Below are 24,625 nucleotides of genomic sequence, written 5' to 3'. Positions count from 1 at the left end.
GGTCACGATGCAGTCATGATATTATAATATAAGGGTACCTCACCCGGAGATCCTGTTTGGGAAACGCGATGAGTTCAAACCGAACAAGAATACTTCTTCACATGTGTTGCGCGCCGTGCACGACTTACCCATTGCAGCAATTGCGGGGGAACTGGGAGCGTGTTATCGGCTTCTACTACAATCCCAATATACATCCCTACCGGGAATATGAAAAGCGCCTGTCGGCGGTCCGTCAGTTGGCCGAGACAACAGGACTAGAAGTGATCTACCGGGACGAGTACGATCTGGAGAACTTCATTCGTTCCGTGGTGTACCGGGAGCAAAACCGATGCCAGTATTGCTACCACAGGCGTCTGGAGGCCGCCGCCCGAATGGCGGCGAAAAGTAAGTTCCATGCGTTTACGTCCACCCTTCTGTACAGCCGGCTCCAGAAACATGATCTCATAGCTGAAATGGGAGAGAGTCTGGGGAAGAAATGGGGGGTGCCTTTCCATTATGAAGATTTCAGGAAGGGATGGAAAGAGGGAATCGCTCTTGCCAAGGAGATGAGTCTGTATCGGCAGCCGTATTGCGGATGCATTTACAGCGAGAAAGACCGATTTTACCCTGCAACCGGACAGAAAAGGGAAGCGGAATGAACATTCTCGTTTTAGGCGGGCGCGGCTTTGTCGGCAGCCGGCTGTGTGAAGCACTGGTGGAATCCGGACACGAGACAACCGTGATCAGCCGCTCGGCGGAAGCGGGAGACAGACTCCCCGGGGCGGTGAGGTACGTATCCGCCGACACTAGCGTAGAAGGCGACTGGCAGGAGGAGATCAAACATCAGGACGCCGTCATCAACCTTGCCGGAGCCGCCATATTCAGGCGTTGGACCGAGAAATCCAAGCAGTTGATATACGATAGTCGCATTCATACCACGCGCAACCTGGTTGACGTGATGGACGGGGCTAGGAACACGGTGCTGGTCAATGCCTCGGCCGCAGGTTACTATGGGTCTCACGGCGATGAGGAACTTACGGAAAGAAACTCTGTGGGAGCTGATTTTCTGGCCGTCCTTGCCCAGGACTGGGAAAAAGAAGCATCGAGCGCCCGTGCTAAGGGCATTCGGGTGGTGATCTCTCGTTTCGGCGTTGTATTGGGGAAGGGCGGGGGAGCGCTGGCGAATATGGTTCCCATTTTTAAAATGTGCTTGGGGGGGAGATTGGGCAGTGGTGAGCAGTGGTTTTCCTGGGTGCATATGAAGGACCTGGTCGGGGCTCTCCTCTTTTTCCTCGATCATGAAGATCTCGAAGGGCCCTTCAATGTCACTTCTCCCAATCCTGTTCGAAACCGTGAGTTCACAAACACTTTGGCGGAGGTTTTGCACCGTCAGGCCCTCCTTCCCGTGCCCGGATTCATGATTCGACTGGTTTTGGGAGAGTTCGGTTCGGTGTTGTTGAAAGGGCAGCGGGCCGTCCCCCGCAAGCTTCTGGACCATGGATTCGGTTTTTTCTATCCCAGGGTGCGGGAGGCACTGGAAGAGGCCACGGTCTAATAGTACCCGGCTTTCCACGAACCCCCGAAAGAAACCCGAAGGGGGAGGAACCTCGGACAAATACAGATGCTAAGGGAGCGTTTCAAGCAACGGTACAGCCTCTATATGCCGCCATGTTTGCTCAGCGGGAGCTCAAACCGGAGAAGAACACCATGTTCAATTTAAAAAACATACGGCCCGAACTTGAAGCGCTGGGATTCAAGAATCTGGCGAATCTTTACTGGAACGCGTCTACACCTCTTCTTTATGAAGAGATTGTGCGGAGAAGAGAGGGAAACATCTCCCACTTGGGTCCCATCGTGGTACGCACCGGACACCACGTGGGACGCTCTCCTGAGGACAGGTTCATTGTCAAGGAAGCTTCCAGCGAGGACAAAGTCTGGTGGAGTTCCATGAACAAGGGAATCGAAGAGGAAAGGTTCATGGGGATTCTCCATCGGTTGCAGGCTTACTTTCAAAATAAGGACATGTTCATCCAGGACTGCTGCGCCGGAGCGGCTCCGGAATACCGGATTCCCATTCGCGTGATTACGGAGACGGCCTGGCAAAGCCTGTTCGCCCGAAACATGTTTATTCAGCTCAAAAGGCTCGAGGAGGCATTGGAACACCAGCCGGAATTCACGGTCATCAGCGCGCCCCGGTTCAGCGCGATGCCGGAATTGGACGGAACGAATTCCGAAGCGTTTATTTTGCTGCATCTGGGTAAGAAACTGGTTCTCATAGGCGGTACCGCCTATGCCGGCGAGATCAAGAAGTCGGTGTTCACCATGCTGAACTACGTGTTTCCCCAGGAATCGGTCTTGTCCATGCACTGTTCCGCCAATGTGGGGGAACGCAACGATGCCGCCCTGTTTTTCGGTCTTTCCGGTACGGGCAAGACCAGTCTTTCGGCGGATCCCAAGCGCACGTTGATCGGCGACGACGAACACGGCTGGAGCGACTCGGGGATATTCAACTTCGAGGGAGGCTGCTACGCCAAAGTGATTCGTCTGTCCAAAGAGGCCGAGCCGGAGATTTATGAATGTACTCGCCGCTTCGGAACGATTCTGGAAAACGTTTCTCTGGACCATAATTCGCGGCGGTTGGATCTCGAAGACGATTCCTTGACCGAGAATACCCGCGGCGCCTATCCGATTTCCCACATCCCGAGCGCCACTCGAGAAGGAGTCGCCAGGCATCCCCGAAATGTCATCATGCTCACGTGCGATGCTTTCGGGGTCATGCCTCCCGTGGCCAAGTTGACCATGGAACAGGCGGTGTACCACTTCTTGAGCGGGTACACGGCCAAGGTGGCGGGCACCGAGATTGGAATAAGGGAACCCAAAGTCACCTTTAGCGCTTGCTTTGGGGCGCCGTTCAATGCGTTGCCTCCCACCGTGTACGCCAATCTGTTCATGGAGAAAATCAAGACCCATGAAGTCCAATGCTGGCTGGTGAACACAGGGTGGATCGGTAACCCTGCCGGTCAGAGCGAGCGGATAAAGATCGCTTATTCCCGGGCCGTGGTGAGCAATATCCTCGACGGCAGCCTGAATCGAAGCAAATTCGAACGGGATCCCCTCTTCTGGTTCATGGCGCCCAAGCAATGCGAAGGAGTACCGGCGGGACTATTGAATCCAAGGGATTCCGCTTCCGATCAATCGGCCTACGAGGAGCGGGCCATGAAACTGGTGGCGGACTTCAAGCAGAATTTCAGGCAGTTTGAGAACGACGTGCCCAAAGGGGTACTGTATGCCGTACCGTGAGTCAGGAAACGGCCCGATTCTGAAATAGGACGGGAGAGCCAAAGGAACCCGGAACGTGATTGTCCTATGGACAGGATCTGAGTTGCGTGCATAACCGTAGAAAAGAGGACAGGAGGAACGCTCGATGTCCCTGTCCTTTACGCATATCCGCCCACCTGTTTCGAGACCGGCGAGTACGGTGGGAGGATGCCGTCCCTAAGGGCTGCATCCTTGTACGGCGGATGGTTCCAAAGGCGGCCGCGACGTCCACGATGAGCGTGTCGGCCGGTCGAAGTGGCCTTAGCGGAGGGACCCGGCGCGCCTCACCAGGAATTCGGTTGACATTCGGGGACCATTTTGTTAGGGAAATAAACATGTTGAAAGGAGCATGGATTTTCTGCCCCATGGAAGTGAATTTATCCCAAGATCCCTACAGTAGCAACCGTCGAGTGCGGAGTGAAGGACAGCTTCGTTTCGAGCCCGGCGGACAAGGCATAGATTATGACCGAACGAGGGTATCAAAGACTTCAGGATACGGTAGAACGACTACTGCGCAGAAATGCGACCAGAAACCTGATTAATATCCTCAACAAGGTCCACCCCGCCGACATCGCCTACCTTTTCAAGCTGCTCAACGATCGTTCCGCTCGATCGCTGTTCCAACTTCTCCCCGAGGTCCACCATGCCGGAGAGATTCTTTCCGAAATGGATCGACGCTATCGTAACGAGTTTCTCCAGCAAGTGGACATCGGTCGTTTCGCGGCCATTTTTTCTCAAATGGCAACGGATGACGCCGCGGACTTCCTCGCCGATTTGCCGGACGAGTTGAGAGCCCGCATTCTGGAGTTGATGCCCGGGTGACCTCGTTCTCCGTGGCGCGAAGCGTGAAGGTTCGTTTGCCTTGGCTGTTCGCTTCATGGATTGGGGGCGTACTGGCCATAAAAATCATTGGAGGGTTTGAAGGACAGTTCAAGGAACACATCACCGTTTTTGCGGCGTTGGCGGCTTTTATTCCGGTCATCATGGGCATGGGCGGTAATATCGGAACTCAAAGCCTGTCCATAACTCTCCGAGGACTGGCCACCGGCAGAATCGACCCGAAGCGTCTGTGGCAGGTGGTTTCCAAGGAGATTCGAATCGGCCTGCTTCTGGGGCTGGCTTACGGCGCGCTTCTGGCCGTCGTGGGGTGGTTTCTGAACGGCGATCCCACGTTGGGCGCCGTGGTGGGTATCGCCATGTGCGCCAACATGACCGTGGCTGCTGTCGTGGGAACGTTTCTGCCGATGATCGCCGTTAAGCTCGGCATCGACCCGGCAGTGGCGTCCGGGCCCTTTGTGACCACGAGCATCGACGTATTGGGCGTCACGTTTTACTTTTTAACGGCCACTTTGATCATCATGGGCTGATTCGGCGAGGCCCCGCTCCGGCATGGCAGGCGAAGGGCGCCAATGACCGGGGCGTTGAAAGACCGCTTTATCCCTCATCCGCGCTGCTAACCCATTTCTCCTCACTTGTTGCCCCGCCACAGGCTGTCAATAATAATACCAGATGGTTCTGTAGTCGGATATGGTTTCTCCCGCCTCTTTGAGCCTTTTCCGGTAAGTGTATATCGATACGTCGGTGTACACGTAGGTGTTGACAAGGAAGAGTTTCTTTTCCCAGGGATGAAATTCGTACACCCTCCTACCATCCGGCAGTATGGATATCATATCGTGGTGTTGAGCCGCCTTGAGATAGTTTTTCCCCAAGCCGGGAATATTGAATACGATTTCGTCCGTCCGAACGGTCCCAGGGTAAAGGCGTGCTTCTTCCTTCTGCTCTTGCAGCAGCCGGGCGATGGGAACCCGGTAATCGTCCGTCTCTTCTTTCCCTTTGGTGTTGAACGTATGATAAGAAGAAGTTCTCTGGTTTTTCGCCGGCCTCCGGCCCCCGATTTTCTATTTGGCGCCCCTTACGATACCGGATTCGTTGGGACCGACAAAGTCCACTCGAACGATTTCTTTGGCTCCAGCCTCCTCCAGCATTTCTCTGAGCTGGGCCTCGGAGTAGGACTGGCCACGCTCGGTGTTGAGCAACATGTTCAGTGAGAAGATCGCCGGGAACATGGGCGCATCCAAAGTGTCGTCCAGGATAAACTCATGGATGAAAACGAGGCCGTTGGCTTTTAGGGAGGATACCGCCTTTCTGACGACCTGCCGGCACTCGTCCATTCCCATGCCGTGCAAAATATGCGACATCCAGACCACGTCGTAAGTCCCCGGAATCGAGTCGGTGGTAAAGTCTCCCCCCACAAATTTGATTCGATGGGCGAGGTCGAATCGCTCAATGGTCTCTTCCGCGAAAGGACGGGTCGAGGGCAGGTCGTACACCGTACCTTCGAGGTTGGGATTCTTCGAGCAGAAATGAATGGCATAGGTTCCGGGGCCCCCGCCCAGATCCAACAAACTGCGCCGACCGGAAAGATCGATCTGGGACGCGACCCCGGGAGCGATGCTCATGGCGTTATTGAACATCCCCATGAGAAAGCTCTCCCGTTCCTGGTCCTCTCCATGGGAAGTCCTCTCCGCCGGTCCACCGGAGACAACGGAGGTGGAGAGCCGAGCCCATGCGTCCACCAGATGATGGTGATGCATGATCATGTAACCTAAATAACCGGGAGAATCTTTGACCAGACGTTTACGACTCGACGCCGTGTTGCGGTATCGGTCACCGTCCAGCACAAGGAACCCCATGGATGCCAGGGCGTTGAGCAACATGGCCGTGGCTCTGGGATCGGCTTTGATGCGATCGGAGACCTCATCAGCGGTGAGCGGGCGGTCGCCAATGACGCTGAATACGCCCAGGTGCACGCCGGCGTGCAGGGTGCATGATTGCCAATAACTACCGGATATTTGAAGTATCTCGCTTGGGTGGAATGTTTTCTCCATGGCTTCTCCTTTGGGCATGGCGGGGGCAGGCATAAGACGTCATGAATATCTTCCCGTTGATGAAACATAGCACTTTTTGTTCAGGCTTGTCGACCGGGGATGGCAACTTTCCCAGACCGTCGACCGAACGCCTGCGTATCAGGTCGGCCTTCATGACCGGAGCGGAACAGGCCCGATCGTCAGCGGAGGAATAGAGGGGCTGCGGAAGGACCGGCGGATCGTGTTTCTTCGGTTCTCCATTCGAGACGAATAAGCCCCGCCGGAATACCGGACGGGGCTGTATATAGCGACAAAAACCGGAATGGTTCGGAGCTGGACTAGAATCCTTCCCTCTTCTCGCTCCCCGAAGCCATGGGTATGCCCATAGCTTCAGACGTGATCAGGGTGATGCTGCGCATGTCTTCGGGTTCGAGGTTGTGCACGTTGGTCTTTCCGGTACAGCGTGCGATGATGGCCGTTTCCTGGGCCGTTCCTTTGATCCAGTTCTCAACCGCCAATTGGCGTTCTTCGATGGTCCTGCTGCTGTCGAAATCCAGGCGGCCCCCGTTGATGGTTCCGCCCAGGGCGATTCCCATCGCCACGGAGAAAATGCCCGCATTGCAATTGATGGCGAGTGCCTTGGCCACGTCCGTACCGGATCGTAATCCGCCAAAATAGGCCAGGGCAATGTCCTCTTCCCGATTGAGTCTCCGGAGGACGCGGATGGCGTCCCGCATGACGCTCAAGTCCGGAGCCCCCGTAAGCTCCACCCAGGGCTTTTCGATGCCGGCCGTGCCGTCGAGAACCAGGAGGTCATACTGCTGTTCCAAGGCGAAGGGCACGGCTTCCTCGATGATGGGCCCTGCGACGCATAAACCCAGGAGCTGCCCTTCCCGAAGAGGTTTCAGCTTCACAGGTTGGAAACGGCCGCCCAATACGTAGACGATTCCGTTCGCCTCGGCATGGGGTTTATCATCGGCCGAGAGAAGGAGTTGGATCCACATTGGCGGTCGATTCCCCCCGTCCCCGCCGTTACCGGTGTAAAGCGGCTTCCTGCCTATGTATGCGCAGCCCGTCGAACGGAGCCCCGACGCCAGGGCCTGCTGAATGTCTTGCGAGACGTCATCAAACCCGGCGAACAGATACGGCTGCTGTAACTCGAACGAAGCCCCGAGTTTTGTTTGCGTTGCGCACTTCTCGCGGTAAGGATCGATGACCAGTCTTGTGAGGGCCGCGGAAAGGAAGACCAGATCTTCGATGTGCGCGGGGCGGCTCGGTGGAAACGGGTTTTCGCGGGGTTTCAGGCGCTCGAGAGTCAGCCGCCTGAGCGTATCGGTATCACCGGGCTTGAGTCTAGCCATGGCGTGGATGGTTTCCCGAGCCTGCCGCGTGTAGTCGGAGTGACCGGTTTCTGCGTCACATCGCAAGCATCGGGCGGCCTGCCGTTTGGCCGCATCCCAACTGTAGGTGGATTCGTTTTCGAAAGAGGAATCCTGATCCGGTTGGAAGGGACGAAATTCCTGTTCTTCTCTGGGAAGCTTCTCCCACATAGGATCCTGGGCAACGGGAACCATGCGTGTGCGGTAGGGCGTGGTATAGGGCAGGGGATTCTCGCGCCCTTCCAGGAACGCGCGAATGTAATAAGCGGCTTTGTGCCCGTGATGCATGGCGTGCACGACCGCCGAGGGTCCAAAGGCGCAGTCTCCGCCTGCGAAGACTTTCGGATCGGAAGTTCGCATCGTGTCGAAATCCGCTCTCACCAGACCGCGGCTCATCATTCCGAGACCTTGGAGTTCATCGTTAATGCTTTGGAGTCCAATAGCCAGAAGTACCGCTCCGGCTTCGACCGTCATGGTGACGCTGTCATCGTAAGTAGGGTTGAAGCGACCTTCTCTGTCGAAAACAGAAGTGCAGCGCTTGAGTTCGACACCGGTCACCTTGTTGTCGCGGACCAGGATCTGTTTAACTCCCCAGGAGGGGTTGATCGCGATTCCCTCCGCCTCCGCCTGTTCGATTTCATGTTTCCAGGCCGGCATTTCTTTCCGGGACTCGAGACAATAGAGCTTAAGGTCTCTGGCGCCCGCCCTCAAAGCGGTTCGAGCCACGTCCATGGCGACGTTTCCTCCGCCAATGACCACCGCTTTCTGAGGCAGAGAGATATCGACGCCGGCGCTGTAATCGTTCAGGAAATCGATGCCGTACAGGCCTTGAACGCCCTCTTTCTCTCCGGGCACGCCAAGACGCCTGTCGCTCCAGAGTCCGATGCATAGGAGAACGGCGTCATGGCGCTTCTTGAGTTCTTCCATACTGACTTCCGTTCCCAATCCGGTATTCAAATGCACCTTGATGCCCGGACAGTGGCCGAGAACGCGCTGTATATCGCTCTCCACTTCTTTGCGCGGCAAACGGAATTCAGGGATGGTGTATAGCATGCCGCCCAATCGGTCGGATTTCTCGTATACGTGTACCTCAAATCCGAGTTCAGCCAGATCCTGTGCCGCCGTCAGGCCGGTTGGACCGCCGCCGACGATGCCAATGGTTTGAGACCGCGTGACCTGGACCTCCGGAAGGCGATAATCCTTGCCGACCTTGTCCATGACGAATCGCTTTAGACTTCGGATGGCAACCGGGGCGTCACTCTCGCCTCTCCGACACTCAGTTTCGCACGGCTTCGCACAAATCCGTCCACAGACAGAACTGAACGGATTGGTGGCTGTAATAGCCTCAATCGCCTCCCCAAATCTCTCCTCCCAGATCAGGCCGACGTAGGAAGGAACATCCGTCCCCACCGGACAGGTCTTTTGACACGGAGCCGGAATCCAGATGAGGTCCTGATACTCGTCAATAAGTTCTTTGGGTTCTGTTTGTTGATGAATCGCTTCGGTCATGGCTTGGAAGCTCCTTATTGTACGGTTTTCGTGCGAAACCGATCGCGGTAGCTTGGTTCATAGGGGAGACGCGTAAGAGTCGCCGCCTCCGGAGTCACGGCTACGAGGTCGTCTCGGGATAGTTGGCGGATATCGCTGTATCCCATCGCGTCGACAATGGCGGCCATCTGCCAGCGAAAGCTTTCCAGATAGCGATGCATCATCAACGCTCTTTTCTCGGTCTCGTAGCGTTTCACGTGATCCGGCGCTTGAGTTGCGGCGCCGACTACGCAGTTTCCGACGCTGCACTGCATACAGGCGATGCAGCCTCCGGAAATCAGCATGGAGGTGCCCAGGCCCACGGCTGTGGCGCCCAGTGCGATGGCTTTAGCTGCGTCCACTCCGTCTTTGATTCCTCCCATGAGTACGACGGGCAGTTTGCCCCTTGCTTCGATCTCTTCCAGACCGTCCAGGGCCTCCTGAAGGGCGGCTATGGTCGGAATGCCGACGTATTCCAGGACTTCGTTTCCTGCAGCACCCGTGCCGCCCTGCAAGCCGTCCAGCTCGATAAAGTCCAACCCGTCTTTCAGAGCGATCTTGATGTCGTCACGGATGCGTCCCGCGCCGAGCTTGATGCTTACCGGAACTCTCCAGCCCACGGCTTCGCGGAATTCCTGCACTTTCATGATCAGGTCGTCACCACCCAGGATATCAGGGTGTCGGGAAGGAGAACGCAGGTCCATTCCGGCCGGAATTCCACGAACGGCTGCGATCTCTTTGGTCAGCTTTTCGGCCATGAGCTGTCCGCCCAATCCGGGTTTAGCTCCTTGGGAGATGTATATTTCCAGGCCGTCGGAACGTTTCATGTCGTGAACGTTCCACCCGAGTCGGCCCGGAAGACATTGGGCGATCAGCTGCCGGGCTTCCGCGCGCTCCGCGGAAAGCATGCCTCCTTCGCCCGAGTTCTCCGAAATACCGGAGAGGCGAGAAGCAATTCCCAACGCCGTTTTCATCTGGGGACTGAGCGCCCCAAAACTCATCGGAGCGATCATGACCGGCATGCTGAGATCCAGCGGTTTCCCTCCGTGTTTTTCTCCGATAAAGGTGCGAAGGTTCACCCTGGAGGCCACGTCCGGGTCCGAAGTCAAACCGGCGAGGTCTTTCTTGAATACGATGTCCTGGTAATGAGGCACGTGACGGGCGGCGCCGTACCCGCGAATCCGGTAACGTCCGATGATCGATTTGACCTGGATGTCTTCCTGGACCTTGGGATTCCAGTAATCCGCATGGCCGCCTGAAAAGGAGAAGAAAGGCATGTTTCGGATGCGGGGTTCCGGAGTCTTGAACTTCAATAACTTGCCGGCGCAAATGACTTTCTTGAAGGCGCCTTTGAACGACAGATCGTGTCCGTCGAGGAACTCCATCACACTGTCTATGTCCTGAGACGAAGGGTCTACGAGCATGGCGTCGTTGCCCAGCGAATGGACGTCGCCGCCTACGTAGATTTCACCTCCCATCATGTCCTCGCCGACACGTTCGCCTGAATCACCCAAAATAATCAGGCGCCCGCCGTACATCATATATCCCGCCATGAAATTTGAATTACCGGCGCAGCAGAGCGTTCCTTTTTTCATGACCTGGCCGGCGCGCGAACCGATGTTGCCCTTGACTATGATGTCCCCGCCGCGAAGGCCCTCTCCGGCGATGGCGCCGGCATTGCCTCCGACAACAATGGTTCCCTGGAACATGTTGTCGCCTACGCCCCAACTCACGTTCTTTTCGATTTCAATATGGGGCCCGTCGCTGAGTCCGCCGCAATAGTAGCCCGCGGAGCCACGGATCTTGACTTTAATGGGATTTATGAGGCCGACTCCGATGTAGTGACGGGCGTCCGGATTGACGATCTCCACGTTTTGATGCGTGGAACCGTACCCCCTCAGTATCTCGTTGGCCTTGCGGATGGACATAGTGGATAAATCTATTGTGACCATAGATTAAACGTCCCTTCTGTATTTACAAACTCTTGCCAAAGTCGCTGAAGATGCCCTTTGGACATAGGACCTGCCGTTAGCCGTTAGGAGCGCGACCAGAGCCCGTACGTGAACGGAGCCGGCTCAGAGGTGTCGAGGGCCCGCCCGGGATACAAACGGTTGAGACCCACTTCTTCGGAAGAAAGGGCGATGAGATCGTCGTTCTCGTATTTGACCATGGGTTTCGCCGCCAGTTTGTCTTTAGCGTAGCCGATGGAGTCCCTTGTGGCCACCAGGTAAGAGAACGTTCCGTCGAGGTCATCGAGGGAGGTCCGAAGCGCGTCTTCCAGCGTGGCGCCCTGACTCATCTGATAGGCCAGATAGACGGCGATCAATTCGGTATCGTTCTCCGTCTGGAAGGCCATGCCCCGTTTTTCGAGTCTTCGGCGCATGATCCAATAGTTCGTCAACTGGCCGTTATGAACGGTCGCTACATCGGCGAACCCACAAGCCCAAAACGGATGCGAAGTGTTCGGATGAACTCCGGACTCCGTGGCCAGCCTTAAGTGAGCGAGGCCGTGATCACCGTCGAAGCTCGCTATGTCGTAGCGGGGAGCGACATCGAAAGGCTTGCCCACGTCTTTGATGATGTCAAGACGGGCGCCGACCGAGACAAGCTCGGCCGCCTGGCCGACAGCGTAGGAAAAGGACTGGATGTCCCCATCGAATTTCACTCTTGCAGAGAAGGTGCATCCCACCGCAGCGGATTCCACGATCTTTGCGTTCTGTTCGATGAGAGCCGCGTCGATCCGCTCGATATCCTTCCGGCCGGCCTCGCCCGTCGAAATGAAAAATCGTAGCCGGAGCTCACCTTCCTTTGGTTCCTTGTACAGGGCCCAGCCACAAGAGTCCGGCCCGCGGTGAAGGGTGGCGTCCAACATTTCCGTTAACGCCTCGCCGGTACTCATGCCTAATTCGGGATGTTTATCCCGCTTGAATAAAATTCCTGCAATTGCGCACATGGAAACCTCCTGGGATATGCAACCTCCCGGGGTACGGCAGAGTCATTTATTGAGTAGAGTTTAAGGTTAACCTCTGTAACGGGCAAGATATCCCGCATTGTCCGTTCTTTCGGCAGGGTTATCCATAAAATTGCCCAAATTAAGCATTACTGTCAAGAGTAAAAAAGAAAAAAGTTTTCCTGCCAGGAAAAAAACAGCGTTCAAAAAAGGCGCGGCCTTTTCGGCCATTCACGGATCGGCAGAGTTGTCGTTGCCAAAGGGACGGTGGAATAGGGTGGCTTCATTCACTCCGGATTAGCAGCCGCAGCCGCCTCTTCCGGCTAAACGATCACGGTTCCGGACGATCACTCTTCATCATAGCGAGCATAAACTATAATACAAAGAAACCGTATGGGCAACTCCTCGAGTTCCTCGGGTCCATGAGTCGTTTCCCCGTCGAAAAAGAGCGAGTCCCCGGGCCCAAGCGGGTATGTTTTGTTTCCGTGTCTGTAGACCACCCTTCCATCGAGCATGTAGATGAACTCCATGCCGGTGTGCTGAAAGAGCGGAAACACTTCCGACTGTTCCGTCAGAGTGACAATGTACGGTTCGAAGGCAAAACTCTTGCCCACGCTGTGGCCCAGAAGTTGATACTGGTGTCCCGCCCGGGTGCCCCGCCTTTCGATGATCAGTCCTTCGCCGGAGCGAACAAAGCTGGCGTCTCTTCCTTCCTCATATCTGCGGAAAAAAGCCGTGACGGGGATGTGAAGGGCCGTAGACAGAGCCTGGAGCGTGGCTAATGATGGGGAGGCGATTCCGTTTTCGATTTTGGAAAGCATGCCCGTGGAGAGTCCGGCGAGTTTGGCGAGTTCCGCGACGGTCAGATCGATCTTCTTTCGGAAGGTCCGGACTTCACGGCCAATGGCAATTTCGAGCTTGCTATCATGGGAAGGGCCGTTGCTGTTGTCGTTTCGGTCTTGCATTGGAGTCTTTTTCACTTTCACAAATGGGTTTCCGCCATGACGAGTCGCTTTGGGATGCGGCTTGATATTCACTTACCGATTGACGATAGGGTCTTAGCAAAGATTGTTGTGCCGCGTCAATGGATTTGGACGCAGGAAGAACGGCGCCCCGGAAGCCGAAAACGGAGCAAACAGGCCGGGATCGGATTCCTTGCCAGAATTCCATAAATATGCACTTCCGATAACCATGTTTTGCCCTGTAATATCATCATTGCCTTGCTTTTCATCGAACGGCCTTTAGAATCGAGACGCGTATGGTTCCATCATTGGATTCGGGAAGGAATTCGGAGCGGTCGTCCGAGTGCTGCAATACCCCTCGACGTCTTTCCGGGAAACGGAACCTTTCAAAACGCGCAGGGCTGGGACCCGGCTTTATTCCGTTGACTCCCGCGGTTGCGTTCCGGCTCTGCTTTTCCCTTGCATCTTCCCTAGGCTTAATATATCAGGATCAACTATTAAGCGATCGGGATCCTGAATCAAGGTCGTTCACGAATCGCTCTCAACTCGAATCGAATCCTTTTTCATCCGGGGTGCGGTTCGGAAAGAAGCTCCGGAGAATTTCAATTTTTCCTACCGGAGTCTGAGTGGAAGTTTCGAAGAGATAAGGCTGGAAGACGATTTCATACATCTTATCGGAGGTCGGAAAATGAAGGTTACAGTAATTGGGGCGGGCCACGGCGGACTTGCCACGGCCGGGCACATCAGCTTGAAAGGACATGCCGTCCGGTTATTCAGTTTCTTTAAACGAGAGCTTGATCCCGTGTTGCAGAATGGGGGTATCAAATTAGAAGGTGATGTTGAAGGCTTTGCGCGAATTGAATTGACGACATCTCATATTGATGAGGCCGTTGAAGACGCCGATTTGATCATGGTGATCATGCCTGCGCTGGCGCAAAGGAATGTCGCTTCCCTGCTCACGGGGTGCCTTCGAGACGGGCAGATGGTTCTTTTGAGTCCCGCCAGGACGGGTGGAGCGCTTGAAGTATACCAGACGTTCAAGAGGTACCATCTCAAGAAGCAGGTGGTGCTGGGCGAATGCCAGACATTTCTGTACGCCACCGAGTCGCGGGGACCGGCGCACGTGGAAATCATGAAAATAAAGAACCGGGTTCGGGCGGCCGCGCTGCCGGCGACGGACAATGGGCTTCTTCTCGAAACCATGGGCCGGATCTATCCGGAGTATAGCGGCGCATCGAACGTACTGGAAACCAGTATCAACAATACGGGGGCGGTGGTGCACCCGGCGCCCATGTTACTGAACTCCGGCCTGTTGGAGCGTGCGGCTAAGGGGGAAGATCTACGTTATTACAAAGACATCATCACGCAGTTCGTCTGCGACAATGTAATGATGAAGATCGACAGGGAGAAAAGCGAGGTTGCCCGCGCGTTCGATGTTCCGGTCCTGGATATCCTTGATTGGTACAAAGAGTGTTACGCAGTGGAGGGAGAAACCCTCTACCAGGTATTGCAGGACAACCCGTATTATATGGGTTTCTCGGCCCCCAAGCACGTCTTGGGATATCACCACGTGCTGGATGAGGTTCCGAACAGCCTTGTCCCGCTGGTGGAACTTGGCGACCTGGTGGGCGTGGACATGCCCATGTGCACGGCCATCATCGATCTGGCCAGCGCGGCTTTAGGGTGTGACTTTTGGGCCGAGGGCCGGACGTTGAGACGGCTGGGCATTGAGGAAATGACGTCGGAAGGTCTCTTGCATTTTGTTAACGAAGGGAAACGCTACTGGGAAGATTGACGGATTCGATTACTTAGACTGATGGGATCCGATGGGCGGTATGGGCTGAACGAAAGGTCTCATCCGCAAGCCCGGACTGCGCTTTGGGAGGGGGTCATTCGTTCGGCCCGCTGACTCCGGGACCGTGCACTTTGTAGTACTCGTACCGATAGCGGGCCCATTTGTATGCGTCCAATATGGACATGGCATACACGAACCAGCCCCCCGCGTATCTGCCCAGAAAAGAATGCTCCGGCGTGGTGAGGTGAAAACAGATCCACACCAGAACCAGCATGAAGAGCAGCATGGTGAGGCCGCGTTTCGGCATATTGTTGAGTACCTGCCCCACTCCGGGCAATAGGATGGCCACGAGGAGGACGAGATGCGGGTTCATCGGGGGTTTGGCCTGCGCGGCCCCCTTACCGGGCCAGAGTTTCATGGTGTTCAGACCCCACGTTCGGACGTTTCGATGTTAGGTCCCTGTGAATGGCAATGGCGCGCTCCAGCAAATTGCTGACCAGCTCGGGCGTTAATTCGAGGTTTTCAAACCTGCATTGGCGCAGCACCATATAGTAGGCGCGCACACCTGCGTCGGCCTGATATACGATCCGGACACCCCGCGGAGTGACCAACAGTTCCTTGGTCCTGGGATCCTCGAACATGTCCATGTGGGGAGACAGGAGCTCCATTGGCGGCATATGTTCGGGATCATTGGTTCTTAGCGTCGCATTCTGTGGCCACCCATCGGGGATCTTAATATCCACTTCAAGCCTGGACGAGGGGGAGTAGAATTCCGTGTTTCTGGGACGTACGAGGAAGTCCACGATCCCGTCGAAGGGGACGTCGCGCCATACGGTTGCGAGGAGCCAAAGGGATGGAATCGTTCGAAACGCGGCATGATCCGCAATAGGCTCGAGCTTGATATCGTAGCCCTTGTATCGCCCGGTCAGAATGGGAAAATACACGTGGTCCTGGGTAACCTTATAGTTCTCCAACAGCGAAAGACAGCCGTTGAACATGGCTCCTCGTTCCGCCTTTACTCTGGCTTGATTCTTTCGGTGAATCACCAGAAGGATGACGGCAGCCAAGGCAACGAAAACGACGAGATCGTATCTCATCCGGAATCCTTCAGACCAACAGCCCTGAGTTCCTTCCGCGAGTCAGAGGATCAGACGGGGCCGCCCTTCCTGTCGGAAGTGCAAACAGTCCCACCCAGAAACTCGACAGCGAAGCGATCCCCCGGATCCGGAAGATCGCTTCGCTCGTCAGGCATAAAAGAATCAGAGTAAAAGGTGGTTCAATATCTACGTGAGCACGACTATCGCACAATCGTAACGGGGCAGTGGGCCTTTTGGACCACTTCCGCCGCCACCGAGCCCAGCAGAATTCGCGCCACACCGGTTCTTCCCATGGACCCCATCACGATATGGCCGAAATTCTCTTTTTCGGCATAATCGATAATGGCCGCGGCAATGTTTCGTCGCGCATACGTCCGCACGCATGACACCTCTGTCAAACCCGCTTCTTGAGCTTCCTTCAGCGCGGAAGACAATTCCATAAAGTCCTGAACGTTGGCCGCGTCGATCAGCGCCGAACCCCTGTAACGAATCTCGGACGCCGATTCTTCGGGGATCCTGGAAACCAACAGGAACGTTAACGGAATTTCCAGCATCTTAGCGAACTTGATGGCGAAATCGACGGCTTTTTCGGCGGCATGAGATCCGTCCGTAGGACAGAGAATCTTATTTATCAGAGTACGCATACGATGTCACCTCCCTATCTTTAGTACCCCTTGGGTCTCGGCCAGGACATCTGGAACTGGTCTCCACGCTTCACGTATTTGTATCGGTGAAAGTGGAACCAAAGGGAAGCCACGATGTAGAAGGTCATCATGGCCAGCAATTGGGTGCCGTATCCGAGAAATGTTGCGAAATAGGTAAGACAGCACAGCAGGAACAAGGTTATTGCCGGAAAGGGATGGAACGGATGGACGTATCCGCGCCGGATCGAGCCCAAGGGCCAAAGCTTCCTGAACCGCATCATGTTGATGGGCATGAAGGTGTATCCCAGCAGACCGGACAGGATGGAAAAAGTGATTACCTGATCCAACAGCCCTGTGAATGCAAACGAAATGGCCACGGGAACCAGGAACAGGATGGACCTGTAGGGTGTTCTGTAACGAGGATGCACCGCGCCGAACCATACGGGAAGGTACCGGTCTCGTCCCATGGAAAACCACGCGCGCGCCGCGTCGTTGATCGTTCCGTTCGCTGAAGCAACGGCCGAGAACAGGGTGCCCACGAACATGCATAGCGTAACAAACGGATTTCCCAAAGCTCTGGCCGCGTCGTATTGCGGAATGTAGCTTACGCCGAGATATTCCCAGGGCACCAACGAGGCAGTCAGGTACCAGGTTATGGTCGCGGCGATGAGAAGGGTCATCATGCCCGTCATGGTGCCCAAAGGCAGCGAACGCGCCACGGAGCGGACTTCTTCCGCCGCCTGACAGGTGCCCTCTATGCCCAAATAGTACCAGATGGCGAATTGGAAAGCGGAGATTACTCCGAGCCATCCATAGGGCAGGTCGGTGAGCAGACCCTCGGGTTGAATAAATTCGCCCGGAGCCCACCCTTTGGCGCCGATGAATAATACATAGATGGAAACGAATGCAACGGCCGTAATAATGAAGTTTACGGTCAGGGTCATGAAAACACCCCGGTAGTTGAGCCATGCTAAGATGGCGATAGTGAACACAACAAAGGGCCTGGGATCCAGATCCGGGTGCCCGAAGTCCTTGGCGGCTTCCACCAGAAGGTCCCCGACTACGAGAGCGTCGGCGGCCTCGAGCATGGTATAGGCGAAAACCAGATACAGTCCCACGTTGAAAGCCATCAGAGGTCCGATGATGTGTTTTGCCTGAGAATATTGTCCACCTGCGGCGGCCACGGTGGAGGTCACTTCCGAGTCGATCATGGCCACGCAGGTATATAGCAGCCCGATGAACCAGCAGGCGATGATGGAGCCCAGAGCGCCACCCTTGCCGATGCTGAAGTTGTATCCCATGAATTCACCAACCAACACGATGCCCACACCCAAGGCCCAAACATGGGCGGGACCTAATACCTTGAGCAGCGAAATGCGCTCTCTTGCACCCTGGCTTGCGGCTTTATTCTGATTGCTCATTTCTTCCCCTCGTTATCTAATGCTGGAGCCGGATTCCCTGGCTTTTCGTTCTCGCTCGGCGGCGTACATTTTCTCTTGTTCAGCGATCTCGTCATGCCCTTCCCGTGAACTCAAGAGAAACTCCTCATCGTATTCCGAGTTTACCTTAAAGAAGTCCACGACCATCCAAAGCAGCAAAATGCCGGAAACGATCCAGCAGCCGTATCCCAAAATGTCGAATATATCCATAGCGCTACTCCTTCATAATGCAATCGCTAATGCCTGACCATGTCTGACTCGTTCCTTTAGTCGAACTTTTCATGTATGACGTCCCGATATTCTTTGTCCGACAAACGGAGCATGAGCACGAAGTAGCCAATGATAACGACCGCTGTGATGATCAGAGCGACGGGATTGATGGTGTAATCGAACCGGGCCGTGATGTACTCGGCAGCGTTTTCGGCCGTCATGCCTAATTTTTCCCATTGTTTCTGCATGACGGGGTTTTGCCCCAAGGTTTCCCACGTGATGTTTTCAGGCGCTTGCGTAACGGTCTTTCCTGCGGTGAGTCCCAGCACGATGGGTAAAAGAAGAACAGCGTAAATGATAATGAGAAGAAACAGTGAGTCGAACACTTGCCCCTGGCCGCTCTGTTTCGGGGGCTCGTAGTACTTTTTTACCATATCCGAAACCTCCTCTTGACGCCCTTGGCGTTTCGCCGTTACTTAGACGATTTAGTCGCTCGATACGCATCCAAATGGCGAAGATCCACTGTGTAGATGAACTCCTTATCGTGCTTGTAGTGGCGCACCATGGCCGTGATGGACGCCGTGTTGTAGATGCAGACCAGCAGGCCCCCGATGGTCAGCGCGACCATGACGTCCCCGCTCGCGTAAGGCGAGACCGCTATGATCATGAAATACACGAACGCGTACGTCACCCACATCCAGATGACGAAGCCCCATCCAAAGGCGACGTCCAACCCGAACATCTTGTCGATGCGTTTCTTGAACTCTTCAGACTGGTAGTACGATGGGTCTGTCGAGTTTGCCATAACCCTCCCTCCTTCAGTTGCTTGTTAAGAAAAAACGGCAGGTGAACAAAAAAACAACCTTCCCATCATCCCGCGATGAAAAGGGTATTTTGAGCATGGATCATTGAGCCTTCTTAGCGAAAACAGCCATGGGCCGTATATGAGCTTGACATTTGTTAGTGGCACTTTAATATTGGGAAAGAGAATCTGTCAAGGACAAAAGCGTTGCGTCGCGGGAAAACTTTTTGAATACAGATAAAGTATGGGAAATCCCCAAGATAGGCTCGAATCGCGGCTTTGGGGAATTTTGGGAACTTGGTGCGACGGCCTTCCAGGATAGTGTCCCGGTGTTCGAGAGGCGGGCCGGGGCTGTTGACTCGTGACGCGAATTCTTCTAACGTATGTAAAGCGATTTGCCACAGGTACAGTATTACTAATGTTTAGGGTAGTCGGGCTGTATGTACTTAAGTTCACATACGAACAATAATATGAAACAAATTTTACTTGCATGAAACTATCTCGAAACGTATAGAGGAGTGTCTGATGTCGGAACCGTTGAGGGTCGGTTCGGGCGTGAGCCAGCTGGACCGTCTGCTAGGAGGGTTGTTCATCGGGGACAATGTGATCTGGTATGACGACGCCGGCATCCTGGCCTCCGTATTCTGTCTCAACTTCGTCCAAATCTCTCAAAGTCTGAACAAGTCCATCATATACGTGAGCTTCGACCGTTCCCCCAGAAATCTTCTCCAGAAGCTGGGCCCCTTGGCCGAGTACCAGAATCTCACGGTTCTGGACTGTTTCACCAAAGGCAAGGGCGCGGGATCTCCGGTTTTCATGGATTTCTACAATACGCCCGGCGCCCAGTGGCCGTGTAACATTGTCAGAGTGGACGAACCGGCTGACCTCAATGCGTTCATGGAGGTCTTGTACGGTCTCCAAGCTCAAATGAAGGGAGACGTGCGCCTGGTGTTTGAGAGCATTACCGGCATGCAGGAACTCTGGGGGGGAGAAGAGCGTTTCTTGGGCTTTTATTCCCATTCCTGCCCTCGATTGTACGAGTTGCAGACCATTGCCTACTGGATTGCGGAAAAGAATGCTCATTCCTCCCGACTCCGGGCTCAAGTCAATCAGATCGCGCAAGTGGCCATCGAGTTGTCCGTTGAGAGAGGCACGACCTATCTAAGCATCCTCAAGGCGGAGGCCAGGGATTTGGATAATCTGCACAAACGGCTGCGGTACTGGTCCAAGGATCTGACAGTCACTTTCGAGCAGGAAAAGATGGACAGCGGTCTCATAGACATGGGACTCAGGCTCAAAGACTTGCGCAGGAAGCGAGGACTCTCCCAAACCGAACTTGCCAAGCTGGTTGGCGTGACTCCCAGTACGATCTCTCAAGTGGAAAGCAACTTTATCTATCCTTCCGTGCCCACTCTGCTTAAAATCGCTGAAGTGTTGTATGTTGAAGTCAGCTCCCTGTTTCAGCCCAAAGTGGAACCGAGGAACAGGACGGTTTTTCCCGAGACGCAAGCCGCCGAAGTCAAAATACCCAATTTCCCGGAGGAAAGTATTTTTGCCAAGATACTGACACCGTTGGATTTCGAGGCGAAGGCCGTCCCCTATGTGATCGAGATCCCCGCAGGGAAATCGATCCCTTCGCATTTCTTCATCCACAAGGGAGACGAGTTGGGCTATCTGCTCGCAGGTAAGCTACGGCTGAAGATGCAAAAAGCCATGTACACGGTCCGAACGGGGGACGTAGTATACTTGTCCGCGGAGATGCCCATCGAATGGGAGAATCCGGGGCCGGGAGCGGCCAAACTGCTCTGGATCAAAGTCAATTAGAGGGAAGAGGTCATGACCCCTTTTCTTTTCGGCGGGTGGGGGCCGGAGGACCCAAGTCCCCCGGCCGTGAGAAAGACTGCGATGCTTACAGGAAGGTGAGGTAGCGTTTCAGCTCCCACGTAGTGACGTGACGCATGAATTCGCCCCACTCGCCTTTTTTCAGACGGATATACTCGCCGGCGATGGGGCCGAGGGCGGATTTCACCACTTCGTCTTGCTCCAATTCCTCGATCGCTTCCAACAAGTTCTGCGGCAAGAGGATCATTCCGCGTTTCCGCCGTTGCTCGTAGGACAGGTTCCAAACGTTTTCCGCACAAATAGGATCGCCGGGATCGATCTGATTCCTGATGCCGTCGAGTCCGGCGGCGACTTGCACGGCGCACAACAGATAGGGGTTCACCATGGCCGAAGGAGAGCGGTCTTCAAAACGCTTATTGTCGGGAGAACGGAACAGTTGGGTCCGGTTGTTGTCTCCGTAAGAAGCAAAAGACGGCGTCCATGTATATCCTGAAGTGGACGAGTAGACGAATTCTCCGCTCTGGATGCGGCGATAGCAATTGATCAGAGGGGAAGATATGGCTGTTATGGCCCTGACGTGTTTCAGCAGTCCGCCGACGAAATAGGTAGCCAGTTTCGATATTCCGAGTCCTTTTGAATCCTGCTCGCCGTCTCCCAAAGGAAAGAGGTTCTTACCCGTTGTGGCGTCGGCGACGTGAAAATGCAGATGGGCTGCGGAACCGGTCTTGTTTCCAAAGGGTTTGGCCATGAACGTGCAGATGGCCCCGAATTTATTGGCGATCTGTCCAGCCATCATGCGGAAAAGGGTCAAACGGTCGGCAGCGTGAAGGGCGTCCGTCCACCCGAAATTGATTTCGAATTGTCCATTGGCGTCTTCATGGTCGCTCTGATAGATCTCGAATCCCATCTGGTTGCCATAGCGGATGATTTCCTGAAGGTAATCCATGGCCTGGCAAATGCCTCTGAAATCATAGCACGGCTTGGACAATGTATCGATTCCGAGCGGATCCCAAGGCTTGATGGTTCCGTCCTCGTTGCGCTGCACCAGGAAATGCTCCGGTTCGAACCCTCCGTTGTACGCGTATCCCTCTTTAGCGAACTCATTCAGCATTCGTTTCAGATTGGTTCGAGGGCAATACGGCCAGGATTTGCCGTCTACGAAAAGGTCGCAGTTGACCACGGCCACATTGGGCTTCCACGGCAACTGGCGGAATGTTTCGACGTCAGCGCGGGCCATGAGGTCGTGACTCTCGGGGCCTTGACCTACACCCCACACGGCGCCGCCGGCGAATCCCGCGCCACTGTCCACGATGTCATCGAAACATTCGACCGGCACCTGCTTAACCTTCGGTCCTCCATGGATGTCGACGAATTGAGCCAGAATAAACTCGATTCCTTCTTTTTTAAGCCTCCCTCGAGCCAGTTCTCTCTTCTCGTGTTCCGTCATTGCTTTGTCCTCCTTTTCCATTTCTGATGCCACCATCATTTGCCTCCTGAAATTACAACTTCGGGAGCCGAGCACTCCTCGTTTTCCTGCCTGAACAGTGGTGTCCGGCGATGTCCTGAAAAGCGATTTCGCGCGCGCCCGAATCGCTTACAGCTTACGTTGAGATTACACTTGCCCGGATTACAGAGGGTTGCCCATAACGTGTCCCGATCTTCCGGGATCCTTGGAGCCCGAGGAGCGGAACCAGCCCCTACAAGGCGCGCGGGGGATGTGCTTAATTCCCAGCGCCGCCGCCGGAAGGGGGACGATAGGCGAGTTTTGGCTCAATGCCGGCTCGATGCTAACGTTTCCGAATGAACCCAGCTAAAAGAAAGTTAATGTTAACAGATGTTTACCCTGTGAACCGATTGGATCTCCGGTGAGTCGAATCGTGGCTGTTAAGGAGCACTTAACCACCAGCAATCATTCATACCATTATCCGGCCTCATTTTCCACTAGGAATTAGAGATTTTTTTCTTAGGGGTAAAAAAAATTTATTGACAATAAATTTAGCCTTATGTTATAGACACCCGCGCTTTAATGTACTAAGATTGATATCATTTAAGGCCGTTATCTATGGTTCATTTCGATTCGGTCCCTTAGTGCGTTTGGAAGAGCCGGCTGAATGCGGACAACCTGAAATGGTCTTTCATGCAACCTCTTTTGGAATTCCCGCATCTTGTCGATCTGATCTGTGTTTGACATGTACTGAACAGTGGTTGCGAGGAAGTCTGCCCTTCCTGGGCAATTGAGGACTTCGGATTCAGGCCGGATTCCATTTATCACGTATACGACTTGGAAAATACCTAAGAATTTTAGGCTCATGAAAGGAGTGCGAACGTCATGTTCAAGCGAGGGAAATTGGGGGGATTGGACGGAGGTCAGTATCGTCCGCTAACCGATTCGGATGTTCGGAAGGTGCATCAGGCTATTATACGAATCATGTCCGAAATCGGAATTAAGGTAGCCAACAGAAAGGGCTTCGAGCTTTTTAAGTCCAAAGGAATGAAGACTGACGAAGAGAAGAAACTCGTTTTCATCAGTCAGGGATTATTGGAAGACTGCATCGACGCCGCTCCTTCGGAGTTGATTCTCCACGCTCGCGGAAATCCGGATAACAATATCGTTGTGGGGGGAAAACGAGTTCATTTTGGAAGCGGGGGAACGGCTCTCAACATTCTGGACCTGGAAACCGGCGAGAAGCGCCATTCCACGTTGGAAGACGTGCAGAACGTTTCCAAGCTGCTGGACTATCTCGACAATGCGCACTTTCAGGTCATACCCGTATATCCCAATGATCTGCCCATAGAAAAGGTGGACATCAACCGCTTCTTCGCGGCGATTAACAATACCAATAAGCATTGTCAGGGTGGGGTTTATACGATCAAGGGGACCAAAGAAGTGGTGGACATGTGCTCCATGATCGCGGGCAGCCGTGAAAAACTGCAGAAGGAGCCGTTCATTTCGTTTATCACTTGCGTCATCAGTCCGTTGGAGATCGACCAGACCTACGGCGACTTACTGATGACCTGCGCCGAATCGGGGCTTCCCCTGTCCATTCCGGCGGAACCGCTCACCGGAGCCACAGGACCTATCACCATTGCCGGAAACGTGGCCAATCTTTGCGCCGAGACGCTGGCGGGCCTTTGTCTGGCCCAATTGGTCAACTGCGGTACTCCCGTGCTGATGGCTTGCACCTCAACCTCCACGGATCTCAGAACGATGAGTTACGCGTCCGGTTCCGTGGAGGAGGGACTGATCAATGCCTGCGCCGCCCAGATGGCCCAGTTTTACGGGCTTCCCTATTACGGAACCGCCGGGCAGTCGGACTCCAAGATAGTGGATGCTCAGGCCGGATTCGAGGGCGCCATTACGAACTTGCTGGTGGGCATGGCCGGAGGAAACTTCATTCACGACGCGCTGGGGCTTCTGGAATTCTGCTTGACGGCCTCTTACGAAAAGTATGTTATGGATAACGAGATACTCGGCGAAGTCGTGCGCGTCCTGAAGGGAGTCGAAGTAAACGACGAGACGCTGGCGGTGGACGTTACCGCATCCGTCGGTCCCGGTGGAAACTTCATCCAGGAAGACCACACATTCGAACACATGCGGAACGAGCATTTCGTGCCGACTGTGGCGGACCGGCAGCCTCGGGTGAACTGGGAGAAGGCCGGCCGAAAGGACACCTATACCCGCTGCAAAGAGATTGTACGGGACGTGCTCCAGAACCACAAACCGATTCCCGTTAACGAAGAGATCGTAAAGGCCATAAGGGCCAAGTATCCGAACTTCGTGCAGTAACACGCGGAAACACACAGGCCTTTACGG

Annotated in this window: 21 protein-coding genes and 1 pseudogene; 8 read left to right on the top strand and 14 right to left on the bottom strand. The window is 54.6% G+C overall.

What is annotated here, in order from left to right; genetic code table 11:
• The first annotated feature begins 68 nt into the window (after positions 1 to 68).
• From HY788_04655 to HY788_04635, 5 genes are all read left to right on the top strand, one after another.
• Positions 69 to 638 (top strand): epoxyqueuosine reductase QueH, encoded by a 570-nt coding sequence (locus HY788_04655; GenBank protein MBI4773464.1) that lies wholly within the window; start codon positions 69 to 71, stop codon positions 636 to 638.
• Positions 635 to 1,534 carry a TIGR01777 family protein gene (locus tag HY788_04650; GenBank protein ID MBI4773463.1) on the top strand — a complete coding sequence of 300 codons (900 nt, stop codon included), beginning with the start codon at positions 635 to 637 and terminating at the stop codon, positions 1,532 to 1,534. The genes HY788_04655 and HY788_04650 overlap by 4 nt, the downstream gene beginning before the upstream one ends.
• A gap of 152 nt (positions 1,535 to 1,686) precedes the next feature.
• Positions 1,687 to 3,279, top strand: a complete 1,593-nt coding sequence (gene pckA / locus HY788_04645; protein MBI4773462.1) for a phosphoenolpyruvate carboxykinase (ATP) — start codon at positions 1,687 to 1,689, stop codon at positions 3,277 to 3,279.
• Between the two features lie 480 nt (positions 3,280 to 3,759).
• Positions 3,760 to 4,119, top strand: a complete 360-nt coding sequence (locus tag HY788_04640) for a hypothetical protein (protein MBI4773461.1) — start codon at positions 3,760 to 3,762, stop codon at positions 4,117 to 4,119.
• Positions 4,116 to 4,664, top strand: a complete 549-nt coding sequence (locus HY788_04635) for a magnesium transporter (protein ID MBI4773460.1) — start codon at positions 4,116 to 4,118, stop codon at positions 4,662 to 4,664. The genes HY788_04640 and HY788_04635 overlap by 4 nt, the downstream gene beginning before the upstream one ends.
• A 126-nt stretch (positions 4,665 to 4,790) precedes the next feature.
• Here HY788_04635 and HY788_04630 read toward each other — a convergent pair.
• The 6 genes and pseudogenes from HY788_04630 to HY788_04605 all read right to left on the bottom strand — a co-directional run bounded on the left by HY788_04630 (position 4,791) and on the right by HY788_04605 (position 12,985).
• A pseudogene (locus HY788_04630) lies at positions 4,791 to 5,150 on the bottom strand (KamA family radical SAM protein).
• A 45-nt stretch (positions 5,151 to 5,195) separates the two neighbouring features.
• A complete protein-coding gene (locus tag HY788_04625; GenBank protein MBI4773459.1) occupies positions 5,196 to 6,185 on the bottom strand; it encodes a methyltransferase in 990 nt (329 codons plus the stop codon).
• Between the two features lie 317 nt (positions 6,186 to 6,502).
• The gene (locus HY788_04620; protein ID MBI4773458.1) at positions 6,503 to 9,052 is read right to left on the bottom strand and encodes an FAD-dependent oxidoreductase; all 2,550 of its coding nucleotides are present in this window, start codon (positions 9,050 to 9,052) and stop codon (positions 6,503 to 6,505) included.
• A gap of 14 nt (positions 9,053 to 9,066) precedes the next feature.
• The gene (locus HY788_04615) at positions 9,067 to 11,022 is read right to left on the bottom strand and encodes an alpha-hydroxy-acid oxidizing protein (GenBank protein ID MBI4773457.1); all 1,956 of its coding nucleotides are present in this window, start codon (positions 11,020 to 11,022) and stop codon (positions 9,067 to 9,069) included.
• Positions 11,023 to 11,105: 83 nt separating this feature from the next.
• Positions 11,106 to 12,023: an amidophosphoribosyltransferase gene (locus tag HY788_04610; protein ID MBI4773456.1), complete on the bottom strand. Its 918-nt coding sequence runs from the start codon at positions 12,021 to 12,023 to the stop codon at positions 11,106 to 11,108.
• Between the two features lie 344 nt (positions 12,024 to 12,367).
• Positions 12,368 to 12,985, bottom strand: coding sequence for a helix-turn-helix domain-containing protein (locus tag HY788_04605; GenBank protein ID MBI4773455.1), 618 nt, complete (start codon positions 12,983 to 12,985; stop codon positions 12,368 to 12,370).
• 685 nt (positions 12,986 to 13,670) lie between these two features.
• Here HY788_04605 and HY788_04600 point away from each other — a divergent pair.
• Positions 13,671 to 14,777 (top strand): NAD/NADP octopine/nopaline dehydrogenase family protein, encoded by a 1,107-nt coding sequence (locus HY788_04600; GenBank protein ID MBI4773454.1) that lies wholly within the window; start codon positions 13,671 to 13,673, stop codon positions 14,775 to 14,777.
• Positions 14,778 to 14,871: 94 nt separating this feature from the next.
• Here HY788_04600 and HY788_04595 read toward each other — a convergent pair whose 3' ends face one another.
• From HY788_04595 to HY788_04565, 7 genes are all read right to left on the bottom strand, one after another.
• Positions 14,872 to 15,195: a hypothetical protein gene (locus HY788_04595; GenBank protein MBI4773453.1), complete on the bottom strand. Its 324-nt coding sequence runs from the start codon at positions 15,193 to 15,195 to the stop codon at positions 14,872 to 14,874.
• Complete coding sequence (locus HY788_04590) at positions 15,176 to 15,874, bottom strand: hypothetical protein (protein MBI4773452.1); 699 nt, start codon at positions 15,872 to 15,874, stop codon at positions 15,176 to 15,178. The genes HY788_04595 and HY788_04590 overlap by 20 nt, the downstream gene beginning before the upstream one ends.
• A 200-nt stretch (positions 15,875 to 16,074) precedes the next feature.
• Positions 16,075 to 16,506 (bottom strand): universal stress protein, encoded by a 432-nt coding sequence (locus tag HY788_04585; GenBank protein MBI4773451.1) that lies wholly within the window; start codon positions 16,504 to 16,506, stop codon positions 16,075 to 16,077.
• 32 nt (positions 16,507 to 16,538) lie between these two features.
• On the bottom strand, positions 16,539 to 17,939 hold the full coding sequence (locus tag HY788_04580; GenBank protein ID MBI4773450.1) for an APC family permease: 1,401 nt from the start codon (positions 17,937 to 17,939) through the stop codon (positions 16,539 to 16,541).
• A 12-nt stretch (positions 17,940 to 17,951) separates the two neighbouring features.
• Positions 17,952 to 18,167 (bottom strand): hypothetical protein, encoded by a 216-nt coding sequence (locus HY788_04575; protein MBI4773449.1) that lies wholly within the window; start codon positions 18,165 to 18,167, stop codon positions 17,952 to 17,954.
• Between the two features lie 56 nt (positions 18,168 to 18,223).
• Positions 18,224 to 18,601, bottom strand: coding sequence for a hypothetical protein (locus HY788_04570; protein MBI4773448.1), 378 nt, complete (start codon positions 18,599 to 18,601; stop codon positions 18,224 to 18,226).
• A 38-nt stretch (positions 18,602 to 18,639) separates the two neighbouring features.
• Positions 18,640 to 18,972, bottom strand: coding sequence for a hypothetical protein (locus HY788_04565; GenBank protein ID MBI4773447.1), 333 nt, complete (start codon positions 18,970 to 18,972; stop codon positions 18,640 to 18,642).
• A 522-nt stretch (positions 18,973 to 19,494) separates the two neighbouring features.
• Here HY788_04565 and HY788_04560 point away from each other — a divergent pair.
• Positions 19,495 to 20,793 carry a helix-turn-helix domain-containing protein gene (locus tag HY788_04560; protein MBI4773446.1) on the top strand — a complete coding sequence of 433 codons (1,299 nt, stop codon included), beginning with the start codon at positions 19,495 to 19,497 and terminating at the stop codon, positions 20,791 to 20,793.
• 85 nt (positions 20,794 to 20,878) lie between these two features.
• Here the strand turns inward: HY788_04560 and glnT are convergent, their stop codons facing one another.
• On the bottom strand, positions 20,879 to 22,258 hold the full coding sequence (gene glnT, locus HY788_04555; protein MBI4773445.1) for a type III glutamate--ammonia ligase: 1,380 nt from the start codon (positions 22,256 to 22,258) through the stop codon (positions 20,879 to 20,881).
• Between the two features lie 882 nt (positions 22,259 to 23,140).
• Here glnT and HY788_04550 point away from each other — a divergent pair.
• Positions 23,141 to 24,598: a trimethylamine methyltransferase family protein gene (locus HY788_04550; GenBank protein ID MBI4773444.1), complete on the top strand. Its 1,458-nt coding sequence runs from the start codon at positions 23,141 to 23,143 to the stop codon at positions 24,596 to 24,598.
• The last annotated feature ends 27 nt before the right edge of the window (positions 24,599 to 24,625 follow it).

Source organism: Deltaproteobacteria bacterium, assembly GCA_016208165.1.
GTDB lineage: Bacteria > Desulfobacterota > Desulfarculia > JACQYL01 > JACQYL01 > JACQYL01.
This window is presented reverse-complemented; position numbering and strand designations above follow the sequence as displayed.